A 21,229-nucleotide genomic window follows, 5' to 3' on the forward strand; every position below is an offset into this window, starting at 1 on the left:
ATCATTTTCATCTAAGCTGAGTTGTCATGTCGAAGGTTGCCGACCGGCCTCCCGCCCCCGCCTCCGTCCTGCGTGACGGCGGCTTCCTGCGGCTGTGGTTGGGGGTCACGGCCTCCGGGTTGGCCACCTGGTCGCTGCCCTTCGTGCTGGGCCTGGCGGTGCTGGACCGGCAGCTCGGCGCGGCCGGCCTCGGCGTGGTGCTGGCCGCGCGGACCGCGGGCTTCCTGGTCGCCGTCCCGGTCGGCGGGGTGCTCGCCGACCGGCACTCCCGGCGGTCCGTTGTGCTCCTGGCCGGCCTGGCCGCGGCCCTGGCCACGCCGGTGATCGCGCTCGGCCTGGCCGCCGGCTCGGTGCCCTGGATGGCGGCCGGCGCGGTGGTCGTCGGCGCCGGCCAGGGGGCCTGCCGGCCGGCCTTCCAGGCGCTGACCGTCGAGGTGGTGCCCGCCCCGCGCCGGCAACAGGCCAATGCCGCACTGTCGTTGGCGGTCCGGGTCACCACCCTGGTGGCGCCGGGGCTGACCGCGCTGCTGGCCGCCGTGCTGGGCGTCCGCGCGCTGCTGCTGGGCACGGCGGTGTGCTGGCTGCTGGCCGCGCTGGTGCCGCCGCCGGGGCGGCACGTCCCGCCGTCCGGCGCCGACCGGGTCTCCTTCGTCGGGGGGTTCCTGGACGGGGTGCGGGAGGCGCGGCGGCACCCGTGGTTCCTGGCCGGGCTGGGCGCGTTGACGGCGGTGATCGCCCTGGGCTACTCGGCGACCGGGGTGCTGCTGCCCCTGGTGAGCCGGGACCGCTACGGGACGGAGGCGGTGCTGGCGATGGCGCTCACCGGCTACACCCTGGGCGCCCTGTTGGGGGCCCTGGTGACGGCCCGGCTGCGGCCGCGGGCCGAGGGCTGGGCGGCGCTGGCCGGGCTGGCGGCCTACGGGGTCGCGCCGTTGAGCCTGCTGCTGCCGGGCCCGGCGGTGCTGGTGGTGGTCGCCTACGCGGTCGCCGGGGTGGGCATCGAGCTGTTCAACGTGCCCTGGTTCACCGCGATCCAGCGGGAGGTGGAGCCGCGGCTGCTGGCCCGGGTCTCGTCGCTGGACTTCCTGCTCTCCTACGGGCTCGCGCCGGTCGGGCTGGCGCTGATCGCGCCGGCCGCCGAGGCGTTCGGCGCCACCGCCGTGCTCGTGCTGTGTGCCGTCGTCTGTTTCCTGGCGCCCGGCCTGGCGGCGCTCGCCCCCGGTGCCCGGGGCTTCGCCGCACCGCCGGCCGTCACCGCCGACTCGGCGGCGCGGCGGGGGAGTTGAGAACGCCCCTGGTGGGGCGGGTGGGGGCGGAGGGGTGAACAGTTGAAAATGATTACCACTGCACATAGGGTCTCTGGACATGGTCCACCCGCGTCTCCCCGCGGCGCGCCCGGCCGCGCCCACCTCGTCACCCCCGCGGTCCGCGTCCGCCCCGCCCCAGGCCGGTGAGCGGCGCGCCCCGACCGAGTCCGGGCGCGGCCGGCTGCCCCTGGTGGTGCTCGGCCTGCTCGCCCTGCTCGCCGTCTCGGTGCTGCTGGCCATCGGCTGGGGCACCGCGGTCATCGCCCCGCCGGACACCGCCCGTTACCTGTGGGCCGCGGTCAGCGGCGGCACCATCGCGCCCGACGAGGTGACGCACTACCAGATCGTCTGGCAGGTGCGCACCCCTCGCGTGCTGCTGGCCGTGGTGGTCGGCGCCGGGCTGAGCGCGGTCGGCGTCGCGGTGCAGGCGCTGGTGCGCAACGCGCTGGCCGACCCGTTCGTGCTGGGCATCTCCTCCGGCGCCTCGGTCGGCGCCGTCGCGGTGCTCACCGTCGGCCTGTTCGGCTCGCTCGGCATCTACGCGCTCTCCGCGGGGGCGTTCGCCGGCGCGCTGGCCGCCTCGGCGCTGGTCTACCTCGCCTCCTACAGCCGCGCCGGGCTCACCCCGCTGCGTCTGGTGCTCACCGGGATCGCGCTGGCCTACGGCTTCCAGGCGCTGATGAGCGTGATGGTCTACCTGGCGCCGGACGGCGAGGCCACGCACACCGTGCTGTTCTGGACGATGGGCGGCTTCGGCGCCGCCACCTGGGGCTCGCTGCCCGCGGTGGCCGCCGTGGTGCTGGCCGGGATCGTGGTCCTGCACCGGTTCAGCCGCTCGCTGGACGTGCTGGCCCTCGGCGACGAGACCGCGGCCAGCCTCGGCGTCGACACCACCGCCCTGCGCCGCGGCCTGTTCGTGCTGACCTCCCTGATGACCGGCGCCATCGTCGCGGTCAGCGGCGCGATCGGCTTCGTCGGGCTGATCGTCCCGCACCTGGTCCGGATCGTGGTCGGCGCCAGCCACGTGCGGGTGCTGGTGGTCGCGCCGCTGGTCGGCGGCGTCTTCATGGTCTGGGCCGACCTGCTGGCCCGCACCCTCGCCGCCCCCCGCGAGCTGCCGCTCGGCGTGATCACCGCGCTGGTCGGGGTGCCCGTCTTCATCGTGCTGATGCGCCGCAAGGGCTATCTCTTCGGAGGCCGTTGACATGACTCTCCAACTGGACGACCTGTCCGTCGCGGTCGGCGACCTGGCCCTGGTGCGGGCGCTGTCGCTGACCGTGGGCGCCGGCGAGGTGGTGGGTCTGGTCGGCCCCAACGGCAGCGGCAAGTCCACCGCGCTGCGCTGCGTCTACCGCGCGCTGCGGCCCACCGGCGGCACCGTCTGGCTGGACGAACGTGACCTGGCCGGGCTGTCGCTGCGGGAGAGCGCGCGCGCCGTCGCCGCGCTGACCCAGGAGAGCGGCACCGAGCTGGACTTCACCGTCGCCGAGGTGGTCGCCCTCGGCCGCACCCCGCACCTGCGCGGCAACCAGCCGCTCAGCGCCCGGGAGCGGGAGCTGTGCCGGCGGGCGATGCGCCGGATGGACGTGCTCCACCTGGCCGACCGAGGGGTGCTGGCGCTCTCCGGCGGCGAGCGGCAACGCGTCCTGGCCGCCCGGGCGTTGGTCCAGGAGGCCGGCCTGCTGGTGCTGGACGAGCCGACCAACCACCTGGACATCCGGCACCAGGTGGCGCTGCTGCGGCTGCTGCGCGACCCGGCACTGACCGTGCTGGTGGTGTTGCACGACCTGAACCTCGCGGCGGCCGTCTGCGACCGGATCGCGGTGCTGCGGGACGGCGCGCTCGTCACCGTCGGCCCGCCGCGCGCGGTGATCACCGAGGAGCTGGTCCGGGACGTCTTCGGGGTCGCCGCCACCGTGGTGCCGCACCCGCTCACCGGCGACCCGCAGCTGCTCTACACCCTCTCCGCCCCGGCCACCGCGGCCGGGGACGAGTCCGAACCCACGCGTGAGACCCGAGGAAGTCGACCATGACCAGACGCCGTACCCGCGCCCTGCTGATACCGACCGCCGCCAGCGCGCTGCTGCTCGCCGGCTGTGGTGCCGAGGTCGAGGACGACGGGGGTGAGGAGGCGACGACGACCACCGTCGCGCGCTGCGGCGAGGAGGTCGAGTACCGGGTGCCGGAGCGGGCGGTGGTCTACGAGGCGGGCAGCGCCGACAAGCTGTTCGCCCTGGGGCTGACCGACGCGGTGCACGGCTATGTGATGCCGCCCGCCAACCCGCCGGTGGAGGAGTCCCCGTGGGCGGCGGACTACGCCGCGGTGGAGATGCTCAGCGACGACCTGCTCAACCGGGAGCTGGTGGTGGACGCGCGGGCCGACTTCGTGGTCGCCGGCTGGCAGTCCGGGTTCAGCGACGAGCGGGGCATCACCCCGGCGATCCTGGACGACCTGGGCATCCAGAGCTTCCTGCACAGCGAGACCTGCTACAACTACCCCGGCCACCCGCTGGAGGTGACCCCGTTCGAGGGGCTGTACACCGACCTGGAGCGGCTCGGCGAGATCTTCGGCGTCGCGGACCGGGCCGCGGAGGTCGTCGCCGAGCTGCGCGGGCGGGTCGAGGCGGTCCGGGAGCAGGCCCCGGCGGGCCCGCCGCCGCGGGTCTTCCTCTACGACTCGGGCACCGAGCAGCCGTTCACCTCGGGCAACCAGGCCCCGCCGAACGAGATCATCGAGATCGCCGGCGGCGAGAACATCTTCGCCGACCTCACCGAGCGCTGGACGTCGGTCGGTTGGGAGCCGGTCATCGAGGCCGACCCGGAGGTGATCATCATCCTGGACTACGGCGACCTGCCGGCCGAGGAGAAGATCGACTTCCTGACCTCATCGCCCGCGCTCTCCGAGGTGACCGCCGTCCGGGAGGGCAACTTCCACATCCTGGACTACAACGAGGCGATCTCCGGCCCCCGCATCGTGGACGGCGCCGAGGGCTTCGGGGCGTACCTGCGCGGCCTGGCCCGCTGACCCGGGGCGCCGCAGCTACGGCAACCCCGGGCCGGTGGCCGTGGCCGTGGCGGGCGCCCCTGGTCCGCGCCGAACGGGGTGCCGGCCACCGGTGGTTACCGGTACCAGCGGCAGGCGCCGGCGCTCGGTCCGGCCGCGCCTGACGCCCGTTTCCCGGCCCGGCCGGTCCGGGCCTGGCGGACCTCACCGGCGTGCCCCTCGGCTGGGGCGCGTTGAAGCCCCGGTCCCCCGCGCGGGGGACCGGGGCTCCGGCCGGTCGGCTCCGGTCCGGCCTCAACGGGCCGTCCGCGGGGTGCTGGGGTAGGGGAGGAGGGCCATCTCGCGGGCGTTCTTGATGGCCCGGGCCACCTCCCGCTGCTGCTGGACGGTCAGCCGGCTGACCCGGCGGCCGCGGATCTTGCCCCGGTCGGAGATGAACCGGCGCAGCAGGTCGGTGTCCTTGTAGTCGATGGAGGTGATCCCCGCCGCGATCAGCGGGTTGGGGCGGGGCGCGCGCTCCTTGCCCCTTCGGGCGTGCTTGGGCATGGTGTGTCGTTCGTTCCCTCGGTGGTCTGGTCCGGCCCGAAGGGGGCCGTCACCAGCTGGACTTGGTCACGCCGGGCAGCTCACCGGCGTGCGCCATCCGACGCAGGTTGATCCGGGAGAGGCCGAAGGCGCGCAGGTGGCCGCGAGGACGGCCGTCCACGGCGTCCCGGTTGCGCACCCTGGTGGCGCTGGCGTCGCGCGGCTGGCGGCGCAACTCGGCCTGGGCCGCCGCCCGTTGGGCCGGGTCGCGGTGCGGGTCGCGGATGATCTCCTTCAGCTCGGCCCGGCGGGCGGCGTAGCGGGCGACGACCGCCCGGCGCTGCTCGTTCTTGGCGATCTTGCTGGTCTTGGCCATCTCGGGTGGTTCTCCGCTCAGATCTTCTCGCCACGGGCCCGGACGCGGGCGACGGCCCGCTCGATGCCGATGACGTCCACGGTCTTGATGCCCTTGGCGCTGAGCCGGAGCCGGACGAACCGGTGCTCGCTGGGCAGCCAGTACCGCCGGGTCTGGATGTTGGGGTTGAAACGGCGCGGGGTGCGCCGGTGGGAGTGCGAGATCTGGTTGCCGAACACCGGCTTGCGGCCGGTCAGTTGGCAGTGTGCCGACATCGGGGCTCCGTTCCTCGGGTGGTCGCTCGGGGAATGCCCGGGTCAGTCGGTCGGGGTGAGCAGGCCGCGCTGGTAGGCGCGGACCAGGTTGCGCGGGACGAGGTGGCGCTGGCCGTCGATGGTGATCGGCACCAGGTCGGGCGGGCTCGCCTTCCACTGGGCGCGGCGGTGGCGGGTGTTGCTGCGCGACATCTTGCGCTTGGGCACGGCCATCTCGGGTCAGCTCCTCGGGGGTGTCGGGGGCGGGTGCGGCCGCCGGGAGCGGCGACCACACCCACCTTATTGGAAATGGTTTCCGTTTGCGTATAGTACCCCCATGGCACGCGACGACCTACGCCCAGTGATCAAGCTCCGCTCCACCGAGGGCACCGGCTACACGTATGTGACCCGCAAGAACCGCCGGAACAACCCGGACCGGCTGGAGTTGCGCAAGTACGACCCGGTGCTGCGCCGGCACGTCCTCTTCCGGGAGGAGCGCTGACGGCCCGCGCGGACCGGCCGGCCGGGCGTCGGCGCTCAGCCGGCCGCCGCCCTGGGGAGCGCGGCCACGAACTCCACCAGGTCCGGCAGCTTGAAGCCGGCCAGCCCGCGCTCCCGCAGGAACGCCGCCACCGCCCGCGCGCTCGGCGGCTCGGCGCCGGCCCGGGCGATCAGATGGGCGCCGACCCGCTCTCCGAGCCGGCCGTCGGGCAGGCCGAACACCCGGGCCTCCCGCACGGCGGGGTGCGCCAGGAGGTGGTTCTCCACCTCCTCGGCCGCGACCCGCTGGCCACCCCGGTTGATCTGCCGCCCGGTCCGCCCCACCATGGTCAACTCCCCACCCTCGGCGATCCGGACCAGCTCCCCGGTGCGGTGGAAGCCGTCCTCGGTGAACGTGAACCGGTCCTGCTCCGGCGCCCGCCAGTACCCGGGAACGGTGCCCGGCCCCCGGGCCAGCAGCCGGCCCGGCGTGCCGGGCGGCACCTCCGTGCCCGTCTCGTCCACGACCCGCAGTTCGTCCGCCGGGGACAGCGGCCGGCCGCAGGTGCCGACCACGGTCGACACCGGGTCGTCCAGCCGGGTCGCGGTGACCAGCCCCTCCGCGGTGCAGAACACCTGCTGCAACGCGCAGCCCAGCGCCGGTCGGACCCGGCGGGCGGCCCGCTCGTCGAGCGGTGCCCCGCCGACCTGGAGCAGGGTCAGGCTGGACAGGTCGTGTGCCGAGTGGGCCGCCGCGTCGATCCAGCCCAGCGCCAGGGGCGGCACCAGGGCGGTGTGGGTGACCCGTTCGGCGGCGATCAGCGGAAACGCCACGTCCGGCGCGGGGCTCGGGCTCAGCACCACCCGGCCGCCGGCCGCCAGGGTGCCGAGCGCGCCCGGCGCGCCCAGCGCCAGGGTCCGGGCGAGTGGCAGCGCGCACAGCTGGACGGTGTCCTCGGTGACGCCGGCCACCCGGGCGGCGGCGCGCAGCGTGTACCCGAGCGCGTCGTGGCCGGGGGCGACCAGCTGGGGCAGCCCGCCGGTGGGCCCGGCCAGCCGGAGCAGCGCCGGGCCGGCCGGGTCCGGCTCCGGCGCCGCCCGCACCGGGTCCCGAGGCACGGTCTCCAGGGCGGTGTGCGGGCCGGGCTCGCCGGCCACCAACACCGCCCGCAGCGACGGTAGTTCGGGGCGCAGCCGGCTGGCGAGCGCCCGGTGGTCGTAGCCGGCCAGCAGGTCCGGCACCACCAGCACGCGCGCCTCGGTGCCGGCGCAGAGGAAGCGCACCTCGGTGTCCCGGTGCTCGGGCTGGGCCAGCACCGGCAGCGCGCCCAACCGGAAGAGCGCGAACAGCACCTCGAAGAACGCGGCCACGTTGGGCAGTTGCACGACCACCCGGTCGCCGGCCGTCACGCCGAGCGCGGCCAGCCCGGCGGCCATCCGGTCCACCCGGCCGTCCAGCCGGGCGTAGGACCAGCGTCGTTCGCCGTCCACCAGGGCTACCCGGTCCGGGTGGGCGACGGCCGCCTCCCGCAGCAGTCGGCCCAGCGGCTCGCCGCGCCAGTGGCCGGCCGCCCGGTAGTGGGCCGCCAACTCGATTGCGTTGGCTGGGGGTTGGGGAAACGGGAGGTCGGCTGGCGCGGAGACGTCGACGGGTGGGGCTGGGGGGTGGTTGGGGGACACCGGGCGCGGCCTCCTGAACGGCGAAGGGCGGCGGGCCGGAAACGACCGACCCACGTGAAGTTAGGTAAGCCTTACCTTAACTCCCCGGGTGTGCCGGTCGCCGGCCGCGCCGCCGCCCCTCACTCGGCCAGCGCCGTCACCACCAGCTCGAACGCCCCGTCCGCCCCGTCACCCGCCAGGTCCAGGCTGTACACCGTCACCGGCGTGCCGTCGTGCCGCTCGTGCGGGTGCGCCACCACCGTCGCTCGCCACCGCTCCGGGTCGTAGCGCAGCGCCAACGCCGCACGCTCACCCCGCAGTTCGGCCCGGCCGGGAGCGGTCAGCGTCGGCCGGTGGAAGGAGACGAACCGTTCGACCACGGCCAGCGGACCCGCCCCGGCGAACGCGTCCCGCACGGTCAACACCCCGTCCGCGAAGGTCAGGTTCCGGACCAGCGAGGCCAGGCCCGGCACCGGATAGGCCGCGCCGATCTCCAGCCGCAACCTCGCCAGGGCCGGCGCGTGCTCGGCCAGCAGCACCTCGGCCACCGCCCGCGCCGAACTCTCCTGCCCGACACCGTTGACCAGCGGCAGGCTGTGCCCCTGCGAGCCGTTGCAGAGGATGTCGTAGCGCTTCGGCCCGAAGTAGTCCCGGGTGTAGTGGCCGGCGCCCAACTCCGCGAGCAGCGGCTCGCCGTCCCGGACGAGCACGAAGGACCCCAGGTCGTTGTGGTTGTGCGGCTCCTCGTTGTGCCCGCCCTTGGCGGCCAGGGCCACCTCGCCGCCGGCCGCCCGCTGCCGGCTGACCAGCCACTGCGCGTCCGGCAGGTAGCCGCCCGGGTCGGGCCCGGCCGGCGCGGCCTCGGCCGCCCCGCCGGCGTGCCGCGTCGCCCACACCAGCGACCGCAGCGCCGGGCCCCAACGGCCGCAGTGGTCCACCGGATCGGCCGTCCTGGTCGCCTCGTCGGGTGGCGTCACCGCCGGGAAGCGGTGCCGCAGGAACGCCGCCAACCCCGGGTCCCGGGAGCCGTGCGGGCTGGCGTCCGAGAAGGCCGCGACGGCCGAGCCGCCGAGGAAGACCCGCTGCGGGAAGAGCGCGATCCGCTCCACCAGCCCGCTCGGATCGGCGAGCGGGTCCAACGCGCCGCCCGTGTAGCGCCGCAGCGCCTCCGCGTAGGCGACGAAGAAGCCGAAGCCGTAGGCCCAGTAGTCCAGGCCCTCCAGGCAGACCCCGTCCGCCCCGAAGCCGTCCAGGAAGCGCCCCATCGCCGCCAGCACCCGGACGGTGATCTCCAGCAGCTCGTCCGCCTCGGCCACCGGGTCCAGCAGGTGGAGCGCCGCCGTCCCGACCCCCGCGGCGCACACCGAGGTCCAGTTCGTGTGGCCCGACTCCCAGGCGAACGGCGGCAGTCGCAGGTACGGGTCGAGCACCCGGCGGCGGGTCTCGGCCGCGGCGCGCTCGGCCACCAGCGGGGCCAGCCGCTCCGGCAGCAAGGCGCTGATCTCGGCCAGCGCGAACCCGGTCTCGGCGGCGAACAGGTCGATCTGCCGGTCGTGCGGCACCGCGGGCGCGGGCGCCAACAGCTCGGCCAGGTGCGCCGGCAGCGCCCAGCTGTACTCGTCGCAGATCGCCCAGACGGTGTCCGCCAGCGCCGCCGTCGAGCCGTCCGGCCGGGCCACCGCGGCCAGCGCCAGGTCGGTCAGCCGGCGCCGGCGGGCGAAGTACTCGCGTTCGAACGGGGTCCGCGCGCCGTCGTCGGCGAAGCGCCGGTAGCCGGAGAACGGCAGCGGCGGGATCGGCGTCCGGCGCCACTCGGCCGCCCGCTCGTCGATCGCCCGCAGCATCCCGGCGGTCGGCGCCCGCCGGCCGGCGCGCTCCCACAGCGCCCGGTCCCGGTACCCGTCGAGCACCGCCCCCGGCCGGCCCGCGCGCAGTGCCGCCCGCACCTGGTCCCTGCTGAACGCTGCCCCTGCCATGGTCGGTCGCTCCTTCGGCCGTGCGCCGGCCCGTCCCGTCGACGGCCGGGTGGTGAGCGGGTGGGAACCCAGGGCAGGATGGCAGCGCGCACCGAAGCCCGCCAACATTTAGCCGGAATTGAACGGAACTGATCGGTTTTCGGCGCTGGTTCCCGTACTCATGGCCGCCGCGTGGCACCGACCGGCCGGCGGGGTGTCCACGAGGGTAGCGCCAGCCCGCCCCGGCCCGGGCGGCTCAGCCGGCCGGCGCCGGCTGCCGCCGGCCCGCCACCCGGGCCAGCCGACTGCCCAACAGCACCATCCGCAGCGCCCGTTCGGCCGCGTCGGCGAGGAACTCGCCGCCCCTGGCCAGCGCTTCGGGCAGCGCCACCGGCGCCGGCAGGATGCCGCTGAAGGCGTCCACGCCGATCCGCCTGGCCTCGTCCGCGCCCTCCCCGATGGTGCCGGCCAGCACCAGCACCGGCACGCCCAGCGCCTTGGCCCGGCGGGCCACCTCGCCGGGGATCTTCCCCCGCGACGACTCCCGGTCCAGCGCCCCCTCCGCGGTGACCACCAGGTCGGCGCCCGCCAGCCGGGCGTCCAGCGCGACATGGTCGAGCAGCACCTCGAACCGGGGCCGCAGCGCCGCGCCCAGCGCGGCGAGACCGGCGCCAAGACCGCCCGAGGCACCGGTGCCGGGGCCGGCCGCCAGGTCGACGCCGGCCGGCGCCACGTCCCTGGCCAGCACCGCCGCCCACCGCTCCAGGGCCAGCGAAAGCTCCTCGACCCGGGCCGGCGACGCGCCCTTCTGCGGCCCGAACACCCGGGCCACCCCGCGCGGCCCGCACAGCACGTTGAACGGGTTGCAGGCGACGACGATCTCGGTGTCGGCCAGCCGCGGGTCGAGGCCGGTCGGGTCGATCCGGTGCAACCGGCCCAACGCCGCGCCACCGGACGGCAGTTCCCGCCCGTCCGCGTCCAACAGCCGGGCGCCCAGGGCCTGGAGCGCGCCGGCCCCGCCGTCCGAGGTGCCGGAGTCGCCGCAGCCGACCAACACCCGCCGCACGCCGGCGTCCATGGCGGCGCCGATCAGCTCGCCCACCCCGCGGGTGGTGGTCACCCCCGGGTCGCGCAGCCCCGGTGGCACCAGCGCCAGGCCGGCCACCGCGGCCATCTCCACCACGGCGGTGTCGCCCAGCAACGCCCAGTGGCCGCGCACCGGCCGGCCGACCGGGCCGGTCGCGACGCGCGGCACCAGCCGGCCGCCGGCCGCCTCGGCCAGCGCCTCGGCGGTGCCCTCGCCGCCGTCCACCAGGGGCAGTTGGTCGATCTCGACGTTCGGCGCGACCCGCCGCAGGCCGGCGGCTATCGCCCGGGCGGCGGCGGGCGCCGACAGGGACTCCTTGAAGCCGCTGGGCGCGACGACGATGCGGTAAGGGAACAGCATGGTGAGAGCTCCTTAGGGGGCGACGCCGAACAGCGGCCAGACGGCCAGGGCGAAGAACAGGACGAGGGCCGCGGTCAGCGGCGCCAGCACGGCGGACAGCCGCAGCAGGTCACCGGGGGTGTAGGTGGGCACCCCCGGTATGTCGGAGAAGAGCGCCACCGGTTTCGCCGAGGCGGGCAGCGTGTGGCAGAAGCCGGCCGCCGCCGTCGAGGCCAGCGCCGCCGAGACCGGGTCGACGCCGGCCCCGGCCGCCGCGGCCACCACCAGCGGCACCAGCACGCTGGACCGGGCCGAGCGCGACTGGAGCACCAGGTGGGCCGCCGTGCTCACGGCGACGACCACCGCCAGGAACGCCCACGGTTCCACCGCGCCGGCGGGCAGCCCGCCGAGCAGCCAGTCGGCCGCGCCGGAGTCCAACAGGGCGACGCCCAGCGCCATCGTCGCCGCCATGAACAGCAGCAGCGACCACGGCACGGTGCCCAACGCGGTCCGCAGGGACACCGCCCGCATCCAGGGCGTCGTCACCACCACGGCCCCGGCCAGCGCCACCACCGCGGGCGACAGCCCGTGCAGCGGCTCCGAGCACCAGAGCAGCACCACGGCGCACAGCAGCGCCGCGCAGCGCCGTTCCACCGGCGTCAACGGCCCGGTCACCGGCCGGTCGTCGGCCGGCGCCAGCTCCGCCGGGTCGATCGAGACCGGCGCCCGCCGGTCCGCCCGGCGGGTGGTGGTCCACAGCACGACCTCGGCGGCCAGGTGGGAGGAGACCACCGCCAACGGCAGCCCCAGCAGCAGCCACTGGTGGAAGCCGATCCGCGTCCCGGTGCTCTCCCACAGCACCGACACGGTGATCAGGTGGGCGCCGGCCCCGATCAGGGTGGCGACGGCCGACAGCAGTATCACCGTCGGGAAGAGCAGCGCCAGCGCCACCACCACCCGGCGCCGGTCGGCCAACGCCCGGGCCAGGGCGAGGAAGACGGGCAGCGCGAGGGCGGCCCGCCCGGAGGTGGCCGGCACCGCGAACGCGGAGACCACCAGCGCGGCCGTGCTCAGGTGGACCAACTGCCGCACCGTGCGGGCGCCGCCCACCAGGAAGGCGGCCAGCCGCCCGGCGAGCCCGCTCGCCGACACCGCGGCGGCCAGCACGAAGGCACAGATCAGCAGCCAGATGGTGGGGTCGCCCAGGGTGGTGAAGAAGGCGTCGGCCGGCGTGACCCTGGTCAGCACCAGGGCGAGGCCGGCGCCGAGGGCGACCAGGGTGTCGTCCAGCGGGGTGGCGACCCAGGCGCAGGTGGCGAGCGCGAACACGGCCAGCGTGATCCGGGCCTGCCAGCCGAGCCCCGGGAAGTTCAGGGGCACCAGCAGCAACCCGGCCAGGCTCAGCGCGGCGCTCAGGGCGATGGACTGACGGGCGGAGGTGAACAGCACCAGACCAGTCTCGAAACGACCGCTGAGTCCTCAATGAACCCGGGATGAGAGGGATTTCATCTTCGGGTCACCGGCCGCCAGCGGGGGTACCCGGCGGCGGGCCGGTCAGTGCGGCAGCCGGTAGCCCATGCCGCGCAGCGTCTCCACGCAGCCGCTGCCCAACTTGCGGCGCAGCGCCCGGACGTAGACGTCCACGATGTTGGAGCCCGGGTCGAAGTCGTAGCCCCACACGTGGGAGAGGATCTGCTCCCGGGAGAGCACCTGCCCCGGGTGCCGCAGGAACAGCTCCAGCAGGGTGAACTCGCGGGCCGTCAGGTCCACCACGGTGCTCCCGGCCCGGGCCCGGCGGGTGCGCAGGTCAAGGCTCAGCTCGCCGCTGCGCAGCACCGTCACCTCCGGTGCCCGGGCCGCGGTGCGCAGCCGCAGCCGGACCCGGGCCAGCAGCTCCTCGAAGCGGAACGGCTTGGTCATCCAGTCGTCGGCGCCGCCCTCCAGGCCGGCGACGGTGTCGCGCACCGAGTCCCGCGCGGTCAGCACGATCACCGGCACGGTGACCCGGGCCTCGCGCATCTCGCGCAGCACGGTGAACCCGTCCCGGCCGGGCAGCCCGATGTCCAGCAGCAGCAGGTCGAAGGAGCCGGTCAGCACGTAGTCGAGCGCCTCGTCGCCGTCCCTGGCCACGGTGGTGGTGAACCCGTTGGCCCGCAGCCCCTTGCGCACGAAGGCGGCGATCCGCTCCTCGTCCTCGGCGATCAGTATCCGGTTCACGGTGTCTCCAGGAGCAGGACGAAGGTGGCGCCGCCGCCGGGGGTGGGCCGGACCTCGGCCCGCCCGTGATGGCCCTCGGCGATGGCCCGGACGATGGACAGGCCGAGACCGGCGCCGCCGCCGCGCCGCTGGGCGCCGCGCCAGAACCGGTCGAAGACGACCTCGCGGTCCGCCTCCGGCACTCCGGGGCCGGTGTCGGCGACATACAGCTCGATCCGGTCCGGCAGCCGCCGGGAGCCGATCCGGACGAGGTCCCCGGGGGCGGTGTGCGAGACCGCGTTCTGGGCCAACTGCACCATCGCCTGGGTGATCCGCTGCGGATCGAGGGCGCTCTCGTGGTCGGCGACCTCGGCCAGCTCCCAGCGCCGGTCGCCCAACGCCCGCGCCTTGACGTAGACATCGGCGGTCAGCTCGGCCAGCTGCACCGGCTCGGGGCGCACGAAGTCCGGCTGCTCGGCCTTGGCCAGCAGCAGCAGGTCCTCCACGATCCGGCTCATCCGGTCCAGCTCGTCGCTGACCAGCCGCAGCGTCTCCCGCCGTTCGGCGGCGCTGGCCTCGCCCTCGCCGTCGCTCATCAGCTCCAAGTGGCCGCGGACGATGGTGATCGGGGTGCGCAGTTCGTGCCCGGCGTCGTCGACGAACCGGCGCTGGGTGGCGAACGCGGCCTCCAGCCGGTCGAGCATCGCGTTGAAGGTCCTGGCCAGCGCGGCGACGTCGTCGTCGGAGTCGGCGACCGGGATGCGTTGGGCGAGGTCCTGCTCGGTCAGCCGGGCCGCGGTGTTCCGCACCAGCCGGACCGGGGCGAGGATGTTGCCGGCCACCCACCAGCCGACCGCCGAGGTCAGCACCAGCGCGCCGGCCGCGACGACGACCAGCACGCCGACCACGTCGCGCACCGAGGAGTTCTCCTCCTGCGGGTGGAAGGCGACGATGAAGACCGCTGGTTCGGTGGACCCCTCGTGGGTGATGTCGAGCCTGGCCCAGCGGACCTCGCCGGCCGCTCGGCGCAGAGTGCCGGCGCGGTCCGGGTCGGCGACGATCCGCGCCACCGCGTCCGGGTCCTCGTGCAGCGGCAGCGGGGTGCGGATCTCGCGCGGCTGGCGGACCAGGGTGCCGCCGGACGGTCCTGGCACGAAGCCGATGAGCTCCTCGGCCGGCTCGGGGAACTGCCGCGTCAGGTAGTCGGTCAGCAGCTGTCGCGGGTCGGTGAACGACTGCCCGGTGCGCACGTCCCGCCCGAACTCCACGAAGTTGTGGAACTCGGCGGTCTCCTGGGCCAGGATCTGGTTGACCCGGTCGTTCATGTCCCGCCACAGCACGGAGCGGACGATGACGACGACGGTGACCAGGGACACCGCCATCAGCACCACCACCCACAGCAGGATGCGGAACCTGGCGCTGACCCGGAACGGGCCGCGGGCCCGCCGGTCAGTCGTCGTCGTCCTCGTCGTCGTCCCGGTCGTCGTCCTGGTCGTCCCAGTCGTCGTCCGGCTCGGGTGGGGTCTGTCGGTCGTCGTCATCCAGCGCGGTCTCGGTGGGTCGGGGCGGGGGCGCCACCTCCTCGTCGGGCGCGTCCGTCGCGTCCGACGCGGGCGGCGGCGCCGGCTCGGCGGGCCGCACCAGCTCGACGTCGGGGGCGACGTCCGGCGGCGCGGCGTCCCCGGCGAGCACCTGGCTCATCCCCGCGATGCCCACGGGGATGAGGACCACGGCGGCGAGCGCCGCCACCCGGTGTGAGAAGGCCATGCCCACCAGGCTGCGGGGCGAGTGACCGCTTTGTCATGAGAGGAAGATGAGAGATTCCTCATCTGGCCGCCGGCCCGCGCGCCGGGCGCACGCCCGTCAGCCGCCCGCGCCGCCCCGTGCCAGCCGGCCCGCCCGCCCCGCGTACGCCCGTCAGCCGCCCGCGCCGCCGCCGGCGGTGGCCGGCTCGGTCGGCGCCGCCTTCTCGTCCGACTCGCCGGCCGCGCCCGCCGCTTCCGTCCCGGCCGGCGGGCCAGCCCGGCCGGCCGGGCCCGGGCCGAGCAGCCCGACGGCCAGCGCGACCACGGCGAGGACTCCCGCGCTCCACAGCAGGGCGGTGACGCTGGCCGCCTCCACCACGATGCCGCCCAGGGCCGCGCCGAGCGCGATGGCGGCGGTGAACACCCCCACGTAGAGGCCGGTGATGTGTTCCACCCGGTGCGGCGCGGCCTGGGTCATCCAGATCTGGCCGGCCACCGAGAGCCCGCCGTAGGCCAGGCCCCACAGGGCGACGGTGAGGCCGGTGAACCAGGTGACCGTGCCGAGCAGCGCGAGCAGCGGCAGCGCGACGGCGATGCCGAGCGTCAGCGCCAGCACGGTGGCCCGGGCGTGGCTGGCCGCCCGGGCGCCGGCCGCGAAGTTGCCGACCAGCCCGAACACCCCGTAGACCAGCAGCACCAGGGCGATCGCCGAGGGCGAGAGGCCGGTCTTCTCCTCCAACACCGGCCGCACGTAGGTGTAGGCGGCGAAGTGCGCGGTGACCAGGAAGGCGATCAGCACCAGGCCGACGGTGACGGCGGGGACGCGCAGCAGCGGCTCGGACGCGGTGCTCCCGCCGGTCTCGGCCGGTGCCGGCGGGCGGGGCAGCCGGGGCAGGCTCAGCAGCAGCCCGACGGTGAGCAGCAGCGCGGCGCCGGCCAGCGAGGCGAACGCGGCCCGCCAGCCGAAGGCGTTGCCGATCAGGGTGCCGAGCGGCACCCCGACGACGGAGGCCGCCGCGACGCCGCTGACCGCGAAGGACACCGCCAGCGCGATGTTGCGGGGCGCCACCAGCCGGGTCGCCACCGCGGAGGCCAGGCCCCAGACGGCGCCCATGCCGAGGCCCAGCACGATCCGGGAGACCAGCAGCAGGCCGAAGCCGTTGGCCACGGCGGTCAGTACGTTCCCGACCGCCAGCACCACCATCGCGGCGGCCAGCACGAGCCGCCGGTCGAGACCGCCCAGCAGGCGCGGGATGGTGGGCGCGGCCACGGCGGTGACCAGCCCGGTGATGGTCAGGCTGTAGCCGGCGGTGCCCTTGCTGACTCCCAACCCCTCGGCCATCGGCGTCAGCACGCCGACCGGCAGCATCTCGGAGGTGACCACCACGAAGGTGCTCAACGACAACACGGCGACCGCCACCCACTGCCAGGGGGTGGTGCGCGCGTCCAAGCCGGAGTCGCGCTCCGGCGCATGCGAACCCATGCCAGCCAGCCAAACAGCGGGTCGCGGGCCGAACAACAGCGATCTGCTCAACGATCGATCAGCTACGCTCATCGATGAGTCGACCGAGGAGGCGCCGTGAACCAGGTGCACGTCCAGGAGATCGAGTGCCTGCTCGCCCTCGCCGAGGAGCTGCACTTCGGGCGGACGGCCACCCGGCTCGGTTGTTCCCAGAGCCGGGTCAGTCAACTCGTCGCCGGGCTCGAACGGCGGGTCGGTGTGCGGCTGGTGGAGCGCACCAGCCGGCGGGTGGCGCTGACCCGGTTCGGCGCGCAGTTCGTGGACGAGGTGCGGCCCGCCTACCAGACGCTCTCCCAGGTGGTCGGCCAGGCGCGGGAGCGGGCCAGGCGGGGGGCCCTGAGGCAGCTGCGGGTCGGCTTCCACGGCAGCGTGTACGAGGAGATCGCCGAGGCGTTCCGGCAGTTGCGGGTGCGGCACGAGGTGACGGTGGCGTTGAGCGAGATCCCGCTCGGCTCCCCCTTCTCCGCCGTGCTGGACGGGCGGTTGGACGCGGCGGTGGTCGAACTGCCGGCGCGGGAGGCCGCGTTGACCGTCGGCTACCGCTTCCCGCCGCAGGACCGGCTGCTCGCGGTGGCCGCCAGCCACCCGCTGGCCCGGGCCGGGCGGGCCGACGTCGAGGAGTTGGCGGGCCTGGACGTCCTGCACCCCACCGGCGACGCCCCCGACTACTGGCGGGTGGCCCGGGTGCCCGCCGCCACCCCGCTGGGCGTGCCCATCCGGTCCACCACCGGCATCACCACGGTGCAGGAGGGGTTGGCGCTGGTGGCCACCGGGGAGCACGCCATGCTGGTCTGCCGGCCGCTGGCCGAGCGGACCACCCGCGGCGACATCCGCTATCTGCCGGTCCACGGGCTGGACGAGCCGTCCCAGCTCGGACTGATCTGGCGCACCGACCGCACCACCCCGCAACTCGGCGCGCTGGCCGGGCTGTTGGCCGACGAGTTCGCCCGCCCTTCACGTCCGGCGCACGTCCCCGCGTGAACTGACGTTTCTCCTGGTCAACGACTTGTTAACAGCGTCTCGCATGGCAAGACGATGATCGAGAGCGGTTGCGAACGCCCGGAGCGCGCCCCCAAGATGGGGCTCGTGATCGCACCGAGCCAGACCCGGCAGACGCGCCCCGGCGTGCGCTCCGGCGTGTGCGAGCACGGCTGTTGTCCGGTCTGAACCCACCCCTCGGTTCAGTCCCCCCGCCGGCGGGCGTCGCCCGTCGTCGGCCGACGACGCTCCCGGAGCATCCCATGACGGCTTCCCCCCGCCCCGCCCGCCGCGCGCCGCGATGTCGCCGCGCGACCCTCGCCTGACGGCGCCCCCCGCCTGACGGCACCGCACGGATGGTCACCCGGCCGGACCGGGCGATCCGCCGTGCCCTGGGCGCCCGGGACCGGCGGCCCGAGCCCCACAAAACAGGGCCGACCCCACGGAACCGCGGCGACTCCCACGGAACAGCAGTAACCCACGGAACAGCACCGACAGCACGGAAAGGTGTGCCATGTGCGGAATAGCCGGGTGGGTCGACCACTCCGGGCTCGGCCCCGACGCGCGGGCCGTCGCGGAGAAGATCAACGACGAGCAGACCCACCGGGGCCCGGACGGCTCCGGCGTCTGGCTCGCCGACCACGCGGTCCTGGCGCACCGCCGGTTATCGGTCCTGGACATCGAGCACGGCGCGCAGCCGATGCTGCTGCACGACCCGGCGACCAACGAGGCGCGGCTCGCCCTCAGTTACAACGGCGAGCTGTACAACTACCGTGAACTGCGGGCCGAGTTGGCCTCCCGGGGGCACCGCTTCCGGACCACCGGCGACACCGAGGTGGTGCTCGCCGCCTGGGCCGAGTGGGGCGCCGGCGCGGTGGAGCGGTTCAACGGGATCTTCGCGTTCGCCGTCTGGGACGAGCCGGCCCAGACCCTCTGGCTGGTCCGCGACCACCTCGGCGTCAAGCCGCTGCACTACCACCACGACGGCGGCCGGCTGATCTTCGGCTCCGAGGCCAAGTCGATCCTCGCCCACCCCGAGGTGCGCACCGAGATCGACGCGGACGGGCTGCGCCAACTCGTCCTGCCGCTGCTGAAGTTCCCCGGCGCCAACCCCTACCGGGGGATCGCCGAGGTACTGCCCGGTCAGGTCCTGGAGTTCTCCCGCCGTGGGGTGCGCACCACCCGGTACTGGGACATCGCCACCCTGGTCAGCCGCCCCGCCGAGCCCGACGACCTGGCCGGCGCCGTCGCCCGGCTGCGCGAGCTGCTGCACGACACCGTCACCCGGCAGACCATTGCGGACGTGCCGCTGGGCACCTTCCTCTCCGGCGGCCTGGACTCGTCGGCGGTCACCGCCATCGCCGGCGGCCTGCCCGACCGCCGCGGCGTCAGCTCCTTCTCGGTGGACTTCAGCGACGCGGCCGGCTCGCCCGACTCCCGCTCCGCGCAGGACCGCCGCTTCGCCCGCGAGGCGGCCGACCACATCGGCTCCCGGCACACCAACGTGGTGCTGGACGCCACCCGGCTCGCCGACAGCGCCGTCCGGGACGCCACGGTGCGCGCCCGGGACCTGCCCAACGGCTTCGGCGACCTGGACATGAGCCTGCTGCTGCTCTGCCAGGAGGCCCGCCGGCACGTCACCGTCGCGCTCTCCGGCGAGGCGGCGGACGAGATCCTCGGCGGCTACCTGTGGTTTCACGAGCCGACCGCGGTCGCCGCCGACACCTTCCCGTGGATGGCCGACGGGCCCGCCCACGGCTACCTGCACCAGCGGGTGCTGTCCACCATCGACCCCGACCTCAGGCAGCGGCTGCGGCTGGACGAGTACCTGGCCGACGAGTACGCCACCGCGCTCGGCCGGCTCGACCTCGACCCCGCCCTCGACCCGGCCGAGCGCCGCCACCGGGAGACCGTCTACCTCGCCGTCAGCTACTTCCTGACCATGCTGCTCGACCGCAACGACCGGCTCTCCATGGCCAACGGCCTCGAGGTGCGGGTCCCGTTCTGCGACCACCGGATCGTGGAGCACGTGGTGACCCTCTCCCGGCACGTGCACAACGCCGGCGGCCGGGAGAAGGGCGTGCTGCGGGACGCGGTCGCCGACCAGCTGCCGCCCGGCGTCCTCAACCGGAAGAAGTCGCCCTACCCCACCTCGCCCGACCCGGAGTACTCGCGCCGACTGGTCGAGCACCTCACCCGGGTGCTGCACGATCCGCCCGCCGGGCTGCGGGACATCTTCGCCGCCCCCCTGCTGGACCCGGCGCGGATCACCGAGGCGGCCAGGTCGCACGGCCTGGTCAGCAACTTCGAGGGCGAGGTCATCCTCAACTTCGCCTCCTGGCTGCGCCAGTACAGCCCGCAGCTGACCGACTGACCCGCGTCCCGCACCAACCCCCGCGCCACCCCCGTAACCGCCCCGCCCCCGACCACCCGCACTCTGGGAGCCGCGACGTGTCCACCCGTGACATCCACCAGCAGACCCGGGACCACCTCTGGCTGCACTTCACCAACCACGCCCGGCTCAGCGCCGGCGGCGAGGTCCCGGTCATCACCCGGGCCGAGGGCGCCCACTTCTGGGACGCCAGCGGCCGGCGCTACCTGGACGCCCTGTCCGGGCTGTTCGCCGTCAACGTCGGCCACGGCCGGCCCGAGCTGGCCGAGGCCGCCGCCCGGCAGATCCGGGAGCTGGACTTCGCGCCGATCTGGGGCCAGACCCACCCGCGCGCCGCCGAGCTGGCCGAGGCCCTAGCCGACCGCGCCCCCGGCGACCTCAACCGGGTCTTCTTCACCAACAGCGGCAGTGAGAGCGTGGAGACCGCGTGGAAGCTGGCCAAGCAGTACTTCCGGGCCGTCGGCCAGCCGGGACGGCACAAGGTGATCAGCCGCACCCTCGCCTACCACGGCACCACCCAGGGCGCGCTGTCCATCACCGCGCTGCCGCCGCTGCGCGCCCCGTTCGAGCCGCTGGTGCCCAGCGGCGCCAAGGTGCCGACCACCGACCGCTACCGCGCCCCGGCGCACCTGCGCGACGACGAGGAGGCGTTCGGCCGCTGGGCGGCCGACCGGATCGCGGAGGCCATCGAGTTCGAGGGGCCGGAGACCGTCGCCGCGGTCTTCCTCGAACCGGTACAGAACTCGGGTGCCGCGATCCCGCCGCCCCGGGGCTACTTCGAGCGGGTCAGGGAGATCGCCGACCGGTACGGGGTGCTGCTGGTCGCCGACGAGGTGATCACCTCCTTCGGCCGGATCGGCGACGCCTTCGCCATCAACCGCTACGGCGTCGTCCCCGACATCATCACCGGCGGCAAGGGACTCACCTCCGGCTACGTGCCGGCCGGCGTCGCGATCGCCAGCGACCGGCTCTTCGAGCCGTTCACCCGCCCGGAACACACCTTCGTGCACGGCTCCACCTTCGCCGGCCACCCGGTCGCCGCCGCCGTGGCCCTGGAGAACCTGGCGATCTTCGACCGGGAGAAGCTCAACGAGAACGTCCGCGCCAACGAGGACCGCTTCCGCGCCACCCTCGCCCAGCTCAAGGACCTGCCGCTGGTCGGCGACGTGCGCGGCGCCGGCTACTTCTGGGGCGTCGTGCTGGTCAAGGACCAGGCCACCCGCGAGACCTTCACCGCCGACGAGCGCCGCCGGCTGCTGCACGAGCTGCTGGGCCCCGCACTGCGGGCCGCCGGGCTGCACGTCCGGCTGGACGAGCGCGGCGACCCGGCCATCCTGCTGGCCCCGCCGACCACCGTCGGCCCGGCCGAGTTCACCCTCATCGAGCAGGTGCTGCGCGCCGCCCTCACCGAGACCTGGCGGAGGTTCTGAG

The 21,229-nt window shown here is 74.9% G+C and carries 20 protein-coding genes; 8 read left to right on the plus strand and 12 right to left on the minus strand.

From position 1 onward, the window contains the following. The first annotated feature begins 26 nt into the window (after positions 1-26). The 4 genes from RM844_RS19755 to RM844_RS19770 all read left to right on the plus strand — a co-directional run bounded on the left by RM844_RS19755 (position 27) and on the right by RM844_RS19770 (position 4,332). Positions 27-1,286 (plus strand): MFS transporter, encoded by a 1,260-nt coding sequence (locus tag RM844_RS19755; protein ID WP_311668611.1) that lies wholly within the window; start codon positions 27-29, stop codon positions 1,284-1,286. 79 nt (positions 1,287-1,365) lie between these two features. Further along, on the plus strand, positions 1,366-2,511 hold the full coding sequence (locus RM844_RS19760; protein WP_311668612.1) for a FecCD family ABC transporter permease: 1,146 nt from the start codon (positions 1,366-1,368) through the stop codon (positions 2,509-2,511). 1 nt (position 2,512) lies between these two features. After that, positions 2,513-3,340, plus strand: coding sequence for an ABC transporter ATP-binding protein (locus tag RM844_RS19765; RefSeq protein WP_311668613.1), 828 nt, complete (start codon positions 2,513-2,515; stop codon positions 3,338-3,340). Next, the gene (locus tag RM844_RS19770) at positions 3,337-4,332 is read left to right on the plus strand and encodes an ABC transporter substrate-binding protein (RefSeq protein ID WP_311668614.1); all 996 of its coding nucleotides are present in this window, start codon (positions 3,337-3,339) and stop codon (positions 4,330-4,332) included. The genes RM844_RS19765 and RM844_RS19770 overlap by 4 nt, the downstream gene beginning before the upstream one ends. 273 nt (positions 4,333-4,605) lie before the next feature. On the opposite strand, the gene rpsR is transcribed toward RM844_RS19770, so the two are convergent. The 4 genes from rpsR to rpmF are packed head-to-tail and all read right to left on the minus strand — an operon-like array spanning position 4,606 to position 5,679. Further along, a complete protein-coding gene (gene rpsR / locus RM844_RS19775; RefSeq protein WP_311668615.1) occupies positions 4,606-4,857 on the minus strand; it encodes a 30S ribosomal protein S18 in 252 nt (83 codons plus the stop codon). 49 nt (positions 4,858-4,906) lie between these two features. Then, the gene (gene rpsN, locus RM844_RS19780; protein ID WP_311668616.1) at positions 4,907-5,212 is read right to left on the minus strand and encodes a 30S ribosomal protein S14; all 306 of its coding nucleotides are present in this window, start codon (positions 5,210-5,212) and stop codon (positions 4,907-4,909) included. Positions 5,213-5,229: 17 nt separating this feature from the next. Further along, positions 5,230-5,466 carry a 50S ribosomal protein L28 gene (gene rpmB, locus RM844_RS19785; RefSeq protein WP_311668617.1) on the minus strand — a complete coding sequence of 79 codons (237 nt, stop codon included), beginning with the start codon at positions 5,464-5,466 and terminating at the stop codon, positions 5,230-5,232. A gap of 42 nt (positions 5,467-5,508) precedes the next feature. After that, positions 5,509-5,679: a 50S ribosomal protein L32 gene (gene rpmF, locus RM844_RS19790; RefSeq protein WP_311668618.1), complete on the minus strand. Its 171-nt coding sequence runs from the start codon at positions 5,677-5,679 to the stop codon at positions 5,509-5,511. A 103-nt stretch (positions 5,680-5,782) separates the two neighbouring features. Between rpmF and rpmG the strand changes: the two genes are divergently transcribed. Next, positions 5,783-5,947: a 50S ribosomal protein L33 gene (gene rpmG, locus RM844_RS19795; RefSeq protein ID WP_311668619.1), complete on the plus strand. Its 165-nt coding sequence runs from the start codon at positions 5,783-5,785 to the stop codon at positions 5,945-5,947. Between the two features lie 35 nt (positions 5,948-5,982). On the opposite strand, the gene RM844_RS19800 is transcribed toward rpmG, so the two are convergent. The 8 genes from RM844_RS19800 to RM844_RS19835 all read right to left on the minus strand — a co-directional run bounded on the left by RM844_RS19800 (position 5,983) and on the right by RM844_RS19835 (position 16,389). Then, positions 5,983-7,605, minus strand: coding sequence for a (2,3-dihydroxybenzoyl)adenylate synthase (locus RM844_RS19800; RefSeq protein ID WP_311668620.1), 1,623 nt, complete (start codon positions 7,603-7,605; stop codon positions 5,983-5,985). Between the two features lie 119 nt (positions 7,606-7,724). Next, positions 7,725-9,560, minus strand: coding sequence for a heparinase II/III family protein (locus RM844_RS19805; protein ID WP_311668621.1), 1,836 nt, complete (start codon positions 9,558-9,560; stop codon positions 7,725-7,727). 235 nt (positions 9,561-9,795) lie between these two features. After that, positions 9,796-10,986: a glycerate kinase family protein gene (locus tag RM844_RS19810; protein WP_311668622.1), complete on the minus strand. Its 1,191-nt coding sequence runs from the start codon at positions 10,984-10,986 to the stop codon at positions 9,796-9,798. Positions 10,987-10,998: 12 nt separating this feature from the next. After that, positions 10,999-12,411 carry an SLC13 family permease gene (locus RM844_RS19815; RefSeq protein WP_311668664.1) on the minus strand — a complete coding sequence of 471 codons (1,413 nt, stop codon included), beginning with the start codon at positions 12,409-12,411 and terminating at the stop codon, positions 10,999-11,001. A 108-nt stretch (positions 12,412-12,519) separates the two neighbouring features. Further along, positions 12,520-13,182, minus strand: a complete 663-nt coding sequence (locus tag RM844_RS19820) for a response regulator transcription factor (protein ID WP_311668623.1) — start codon at positions 13,180-13,182, stop codon at positions 12,520-12,522. Beyond that, on the minus strand, positions 13,179-14,702 hold the full coding sequence (locus tag RM844_RS19825; RefSeq protein ID WP_311668624.1) for a sensor histidine kinase: 1,524 nt from the start codon (positions 14,700-14,702) through the stop codon (positions 13,179-13,181). The genes RM844_RS19820 and RM844_RS19825 overlap by 4 nt, the downstream gene beginning before the upstream one ends. Further along, the gene (locus tag RM844_RS19830; protein ID WP_311668625.1) at positions 14,611-14,928 is read right to left on the minus strand and encodes a small secreted hydrophilic protein; all 318 of its coding nucleotides are present in this window, start codon (positions 14,926-14,928) and stop codon (positions 14,611-14,613) included. The genes RM844_RS19825 and RM844_RS19830 overlap by 92 nt, the downstream gene beginning before the upstream one ends. A 150-nt stretch (positions 14,929-15,078) precedes the next feature. After that, positions 15,079-16,389: an MFS transporter gene (locus RM844_RS19835; protein ID WP_311668626.1), complete on the minus strand. Its 1,311-nt coding sequence runs from the start codon at positions 16,387-16,389 to the stop codon at positions 15,079-15,081. A gap of 96 nt (positions 16,390-16,485) precedes the next feature. On the opposite strand from RM844_RS19835, the gene RM844_RS19840 reads away from it, so the two are divergent. The 3 genes from RM844_RS19840 (at position 16,486) to RM844_RS19850 (ending at position 21,228) form a co-directional block, all read left to right on the plus strand. Further along, positions 16,486-17,409 (plus strand): LysR family transcriptional regulator, encoded by a 924-nt coding sequence (locus RM844_RS19840; RefSeq protein ID WP_311668627.1) that lies wholly within the window; start codon positions 16,486-16,488, stop codon positions 17,407-17,409. 511 nt (positions 17,410-17,920) lie between these two features. Then, a complete protein-coding gene (gene asnB / locus RM844_RS19845; RefSeq protein WP_311668628.1) occupies positions 17,921-19,780 on the plus strand; it encodes an asparagine synthase (glutamine-hydrolyzing) in 1,860 nt (619 codons plus the stop codon). 77 nt (positions 19,781-19,857) lie between these two features. Continuing rightward, the gene (locus RM844_RS19850; RefSeq protein ID WP_311668629.1) at positions 19,858-21,228 is read left to right on the plus strand and encodes an aspartate aminotransferase family protein; all 1,371 of its coding nucleotides are present in this window, start codon (positions 19,858-19,860) and stop codon (positions 21,226-21,228) included. Position 21,229: the final 1 nt, after the last annotated feature.

Origin of the sequence: Streptomyces chisholmiae (assembly GCF_031845445.1) — a bacterium.
In the GTDB taxonomy this organism is placed as follows: Bacteria; Actinomycetota; Actinomycetes; order Streptomycetales; family Streptomycetaceae; genus Streptomyces; species Streptomyces chisholmiae.

What these genes read in the sequence shown, in the direction of transcription:
- RM844_RS19755 (WP_311668611.1), top strand. Translation starts at nt 27, where the DNA reads ATGTCGAAGGTTGCCGACCGGCCTCCCGCCCCCGCCTCCGTCCTGCGT.
- RM844_RS19760 (WP_311668612.1), top strand. Translation starts at nt 1,366, where the DNA reads ATGGTCCACCCGCGTCTCCCCGCGGCGCGCCCGGCCGCGCCCACCTCG.
- RM844_RS19765 (WP_311668613.1), top strand. Translation starts at nt 2,513, where the DNA reads ATGACTCTCCAACTGGACGACCTGTCCGTCGCGGTCGGCGACCTGGCC.
- RM844_RS19770 (WP_311668614.1), top strand. Translation starts at nt 3,337, where the DNA reads ATGACCAGACGCCGTACCCGCGCCCTGCTGATACCGACCGCCGCCAGC.
- rpsR (WP_311668615.1), bottom strand. Translation starts at nt 4,857, where the DNA reads ATGCCCAAGCACGCCCGAAGGGGCAAGGAGCGCGCGCCCCGCCCCAAC.
- rpsN (WP_311668616.1), bottom strand. Translation starts at nt 5,212, where the DNA reads ATGGCCAAGACCAGCAAGATCGCCAAGAACGAGCAGCGCCGGGCGGTC.
- rpmB (WP_311668617.1), bottom strand. Translation starts at nt 5,466, where the DNA reads ATGTCGGCACACTGCCAACTGACCGGCCGCAAGCCGGTGTTCGGCAAC.
- rpmF (WP_311668618.1), bottom strand. Translation starts at nt 5,679, where the DNA reads ATGGCCGTGCCCAAGCGCAAGATGTCGCGCAGCAACACCCGCCACCGC.
- rpmG (WP_311668619.1), top strand. Translation starts at nt 5,783, where the DNA reads ATGGCACGCGACGACCTACGCCCAGTGATCAAGCTCCGCTCCACCGAG.
- RM844_RS19805 (WP_311668621.1), bottom strand. Translation starts at nt 9,560, where the DNA reads ATGGCAGGGGCAGCGTTCAGCAGGGACCAGGTGCGGGCGGCACTGCGC.
- RM844_RS19810 (WP_311668622.1), bottom strand. Translation starts at nt 10,986, where the DNA reads ATGCTGTTCCCTTACCGCATCGTCGTCGCGCCCAGCGGCTTCAAGGAG.
- RM844_RS19825 (WP_311668624.1), bottom strand. Translation starts at nt 14,702, where the DNA reads ATGACGACGACCGACAGACCCCACCCGAGCCGGACGACGACTGGGACG.
- RM844_RS19830 (WP_311668625.1), bottom strand. Translation starts at nt 14,928, where the DNA reads ATGGCCTTCTCACACCGGGTGGCGGCGCTCGCCGCCGTGGTCCTCATC.
- RM844_RS19835 (WP_311668626.1), bottom strand. Translation starts at nt 16,389, where the DNA reads ATGGGTTCGCATGCGCCGGAGCGCGACTCCGGCTTGGACGCGCGCACC.
- asnB (WP_311668628.1), top strand. Translation starts at nt 17,921, where the DNA reads ATGTGCGGAATAGCCGGGTGGGTCGACCACTCCGGGCTCGGCCCCGAC.